This window comes from Methanosaeta sp. UBA458, assembly GCF_002496085.1.
GTDB lineage: Archaea > Halobacteriota > Methanosarcinia > Methanotrichales > Methanotrichaceae > Methanothrix > Methanothrix soehngenii.
This window is the reverse complement of sequence record NZ_DAIK01000144.1, coordinates 1-4,474: the sequence shown is the minus strand read 5'-3', so window position 1 is coordinate 4,474 and position 4,474 is coordinate 1. Positions and strand designations below refer to the sequence as shown.

At 52.6% G+C, this 4,474-nt stretch carries 3 protein-coding genes; 2 read left to right on the top strand and 1 reads right to left on the bottom strand.

Translation table 11 applies throughout. The features are described 5' to 3' along the window. Together BP822_RS10875 and BP822_RS10870 are read left to right on the top strand one after the other, a co-directional pair. A partial coding sequence (locus tag BP822_RS10875) for a hybrid sensor histidine kinase/response regulator (RefSeq protein ID WP_286878287.1) occupies window positions 1–2,433 on the top strand: 2,433 nt, incomplete at its 5' end. A 607-nt stretch (window positions 2,434–3,040) separates the two neighbouring features. Beyond that, window positions 3,041–3,802 (top strand): histone deacetylase family protein, encoded by a 762-nt coding sequence (locus tag BP822_RS10870; RefSeq protein WP_286878286.1) that lies wholly within the window; start codon window positions 3,041–3,043, stop codon window positions 3,800–3,802. Here the strand turns inward: BP822_RS10870 and BP822_RS10865 are convergent. Then, on the bottom strand, window positions 3,795–4,421 hold the full coding sequence (locus BP822_RS10865) for a hypothetical protein (protein ID WP_286878285.1): 627 nt from the start codon (window positions 4,419–4,421) through the stop codon (window positions 3,795–3,797). The genes BP822_RS10870 and BP822_RS10865 overlap by 8 nt on opposite strands. Window positions 4,422–4,474 lie beyond the last annotated feature (53 nt).

The following is a 4,474-nucleotide window of genomic DNA, read 5'->3' as shown; positions in this document are numbered from 1 at the left end:
TTTAAAAATCAAGCGCTGTTCAGCTCAATTGCAGATATACCATGGCTCATGACCTATGTCCTTTTCATAATAGGTATACTGCTTTTGCCTTCCATTAAGATAACCCCGCGAGAGAGGACAAGGATCCTATTGGATGCAGCCATTGTGATCGTAACCTCCGGCCTATTCTTCTGGTCGCTTATCTTTCAGCCCGTCATCTATCAGAACAGCAATTTGAGTCCCTTAGACATGGCGTTGATCGTAGCCTATCCGATTTTTGATCTGATCTTGGTCTTCTTAGTGGCAGAGATGCTCTTTCTAAAGCTGAGCCTCCCCGGAAATGAAGCTCTGAAGTTCCTCGCTCTGGGAGCAGGTGTTTGGATCGCCACAGATACTATATATTTTATGCAGATTCTAAACGAAACCTATCAGCCGGGTGGACTCCTGGATAGCGGTTGGGTTGCAGGATACCTATTGATGGGCCTAGCCGGAATAGCCCAGGGAGAGGCAGCGAAGAGGGGCGCATTTAGCGCCAATCGGGATATTGAAGTGCGCTACGACCGGGCCGGGTGGCCTCTTTATCTTCCATACCTATGCGCAGCCGGGGCATTTTTCATGCTCGTCTGGAGTCGCGATCATAATTTTGCCATATCCTTTGGCAGCCTCTCCCTCAGCGTGGGGGTGATAATAGGCCTGGTGTTCATCCGGCAAATGATAATCCTTAATGAAAATGCCCTGCTATATCGGGAGGCTCAGCTTGAGATAGCAGAGAGAAGAAAAGCGGAGGAAGAGGTCAAGCGGCTCAACGAGGATCTGGAGGAGAGGGTAAGGCTTCGCACTGCAGAGCTAGAGGCCACCAACAAGGATCTTTTAGTGGCCAAGGCCAAGGCGGAAGCAGCTGCAAGGGCCAAATCCAATTTTCTGGACAATATGAGCCATGAGATAAGAACGCCCATGAATGCGATAATTGGCATGGCCCGTCTCCTGCAAGGAACGGATATAAAGCCTGAGCAGCGAGACTTCCTCGATACCATTCAAAAGAGCGGCAGTGCCCTGCTTGCCATCATCGACGATATCCTGGACTACTCCAAGATCGACGGGGATAAGATGGAATTGGTGAATGTGCCTTTTGACCTTCAGATCTGCATTGAGGACTCTTTGGATCTGGTGGCGATAAAGGCATCGGAGAAGGGTCTGGAGCTGGCTTATCTGCTGGAGAATGACGTTCCAAAGAGGATTGTGGGAGATGTCAATCGCTTAAGGCAAGTCCTGGTCAACCTTCTGGGAAATGCTGTTAAGTTCACAGATCGAGGAGATGTTGTGCTAAAGGTCAGCTCCAGACGGCTTGAAGGGAGTGACGACAAGGTTGAGCTTCACTTTGCAGTCAGGGACACGGGAATAGGCATCTCCCCTGAGAACCAAAGCGAGCTCTTCCAGTCCTTCACTCAGGTTGACTCCTCAAAGACCAGGAGCTATGGAGGGACAGGCCTGGGATTAGCCATCAGCCGGGGGATTGTGGAGCGAATGGGTGGGAGGATATGGGCGGAGAGCGAGATTGGAACTGGCAGCTCCTTTTACTTCGAGTTTGCTGCTGATGTGGCAGATATTTCAGCAGATCTACAGGATCTCGATGGCGGTTCACCTACCCCTCGATCGAGATTGGAGAACAAGAGGGCGCTTATCATCGATGACAATGGTTCTGCTTTAGAGATGCTGATTCGCGCTACCCGGTCGCTGGGAATGATCACCAATGGGGCTTCGAGCCTGCAGGAGGGCAAGACCCACCTTGAGAGAGAGGAATATGATGTCGTGCTCATGGATGCCATGATGACGGATGAGGATGGTCAGGATCTGGCAGAAAAAATCAAGAGCAACAGATATGGAGAGGTCTGGCTTGTTCTCCTCTCACCCCTGGGTCGGGGCTCTAGTTCCAAGGTTATGGCCGATGGCTGGCTGAACAAGCCGGTGAAAGCTCTTCAGCTCCGCAATCTTCTAGAGGATCTCATATCGCACTCAGAAAACGAGACGCCAATAGCAGAGAATAATGCTTTCCTGGAAGGTCCCATTGCTGAAGCTCGCACCATTCGCATTCTGATGGCAGAGGACAATCCCGTCAACCGGAAGGTAGCACTCAGCATGCTCAAACGGCTGGGATACCAGGCAGATGTGGCGGAGAATGGATTGAAGGTCTTGCAGGCCCTGCGGGAGAAGCCTTACGATATCGTCTTGATGGATGTGCAGATGCCGGAGATGGACGGCCTGGAGGCAACCCGTCGCATTCGAGATTCAGGATACAACACCTGCATCATCGCCATGACTGCCCACTCAATGGGCGAAAATAGGGACGAGTGTTTGGACGCGGGAATGAACGCGTACATAAGCAAGCCCATAGAGATAGAGGAGCTGGCACGTGTTCTGGAGTCATGCATCCAGGGTTGTGCGACGGCAGGATAGATCTTCGGATTTCACAGAAAAATCGAGTCTCGGACGGGCCAGCGCCGATCCACAGCGCCCTTTCAGGAGGAGCTAATCACATTGTGACAGCCTGCCCACGCCCCGAGACCGATTCAATGCCGGGCTATAATGCAATCTACGCACTGGGCCCTTACACAGCGTCCTTTTTACAGGAACCCGAAATCATCGCCAGATGCCGGGTCATTCAATTGCACTGCCTGCGGCATTGTGCCGCGCCATGAAAGCCGGAGCGATATTTCCCATATTGAGCCGATTAAGGCATACTACGCCGATCAAGGCGCGTATCTCTTTGACCTGCGGGTCTTATCGGCCTTTTTGGTGCTTTTTCGGATGCTGTCCCGATAACAGCACCTCTCAGGTCTTATTGGTCTGCGGCGTATCTATGGTGAGATACGTCCGATACCTATGGCCTTGAGAGCAAAGCCGTCAAGCTTTTCTCGCTCATACAGCTTTTGACGCGGCAATCTATCTATATAATCATTATAGTTATTTGTAGTTTTCGGTCGGGACTACACAGTCGGGACTGCACAGTCGAACGGTCAAGCCAAATCGAATGAATTAAGTGGCTAGACATCAATCAAAGCCTGTGAAGATAGTATATAGCAGAGAGATGGAGAAGAGGTATCCGACAAACCCGGTGGAGAATCCGGACAGGGTCTCCCTTCCCGCTGAAATGCTTGAGGGGTTGGAGTTTATTGAGCCCATTCCGGCAGATCTGGAGGATATCGCCAGAGTGCACGGGCCTGAGCACATCGGCCGGGTGAAGGCCTCTGGGCTTTACGATGCTGCGGTTCTTGCCGCCGGAGGGGCTATCTGCGCAGCCGAGCAGGCCGTCGGAGGAGATCCGGCCTTCGCCCTCATCCGACCACCAGGCCACCATGCATCATCCAACCGGGCCTGGGGAATGTGCTTTTTCAATAGTATGGCCATAGCGGTGCAGAAGATCCGGCCCAAAGCGAAGCGGGTGCTGATAATCGACATCGATCTTCACTTTGGCGATGGCACAGTGAGCATCTTCCGAGGAGACCGCAACGTAAAAATCGTCAACCCCTGGTCGGTAGACGAGAACTTCGAGTATTTGAACATGGACCAGAGCCGGTATTTGGCACAGGTGAAAGAGGCCTTTTTGGGATTCGACTGCGACATTGTTGGAGTCTCGGCCGGCTTTGATACATATCTGGAGGACTGGGGAGGCCTCTTGAAAAGAGAGGATTACAGAGAGATAGGCAAGGCCATCCGGGAAGGATCAGAGGAAGAGTGCATGGGCAGGAGGTTCGCCCTGCTCGAGGGAGGATATCACCCGGACCTGGGATGGTGCATAAAGAGCTTCATCGAGGGATTCAGGTGAATTGGCTGAGAGTGCTATCAGGCTGAACCACGAATATATTCGCATCAAATCCGCGCTCTTCCAGCTCTTTTTCCAGCAGAATCCTTTTATTTCCCTCCCGGTCTACCATCGTCAGGCTCTCCAGGCGCCACTCGCCGGTCTGATTGGCTGGCAGGATTATGCTGGCATTATACCACCCATCCTTAGCCGATCCTGCAGTGATGCTTGCCGAAGGGAAGAGGGCCGCCGCTTCCATTCCACTGGGCCCGGTGAACCTGGCTTCAGCTCCAAAGAACGCCTGGTCATCTATGGCATGAAGGGTGATATTGACCGGCTGGGAGTAATTGGCGGGAATCGATGGTGGCTCGATGACAAGGCCCGCAAGGCTGGGGGCCTGATCGTCTGCCATCAGGCCGGAGGAGAGGCTCCTGGGAGGGCTCAGAGGATCGGCCTCGCTTCCAGAGAGAAAGTTCTGGCTGCTGCCACCGATCTGGATGGTCTTCTCGATGGAAAAAGCGCCAATCAGGTCCTCTGCGCTTCGGCCGTACTCAGTGACTGAGCCAAGGGCGGGGGTATTCGAGGCTATGGCGAGCAGGATAAATGCAAAGATGAGTGTGGGGAAGACGGATATTCTATTCACGATTCTGATAATGCAATTGGAGGAGAGAAATAGCTTTTGGCTCCTCGCTATTT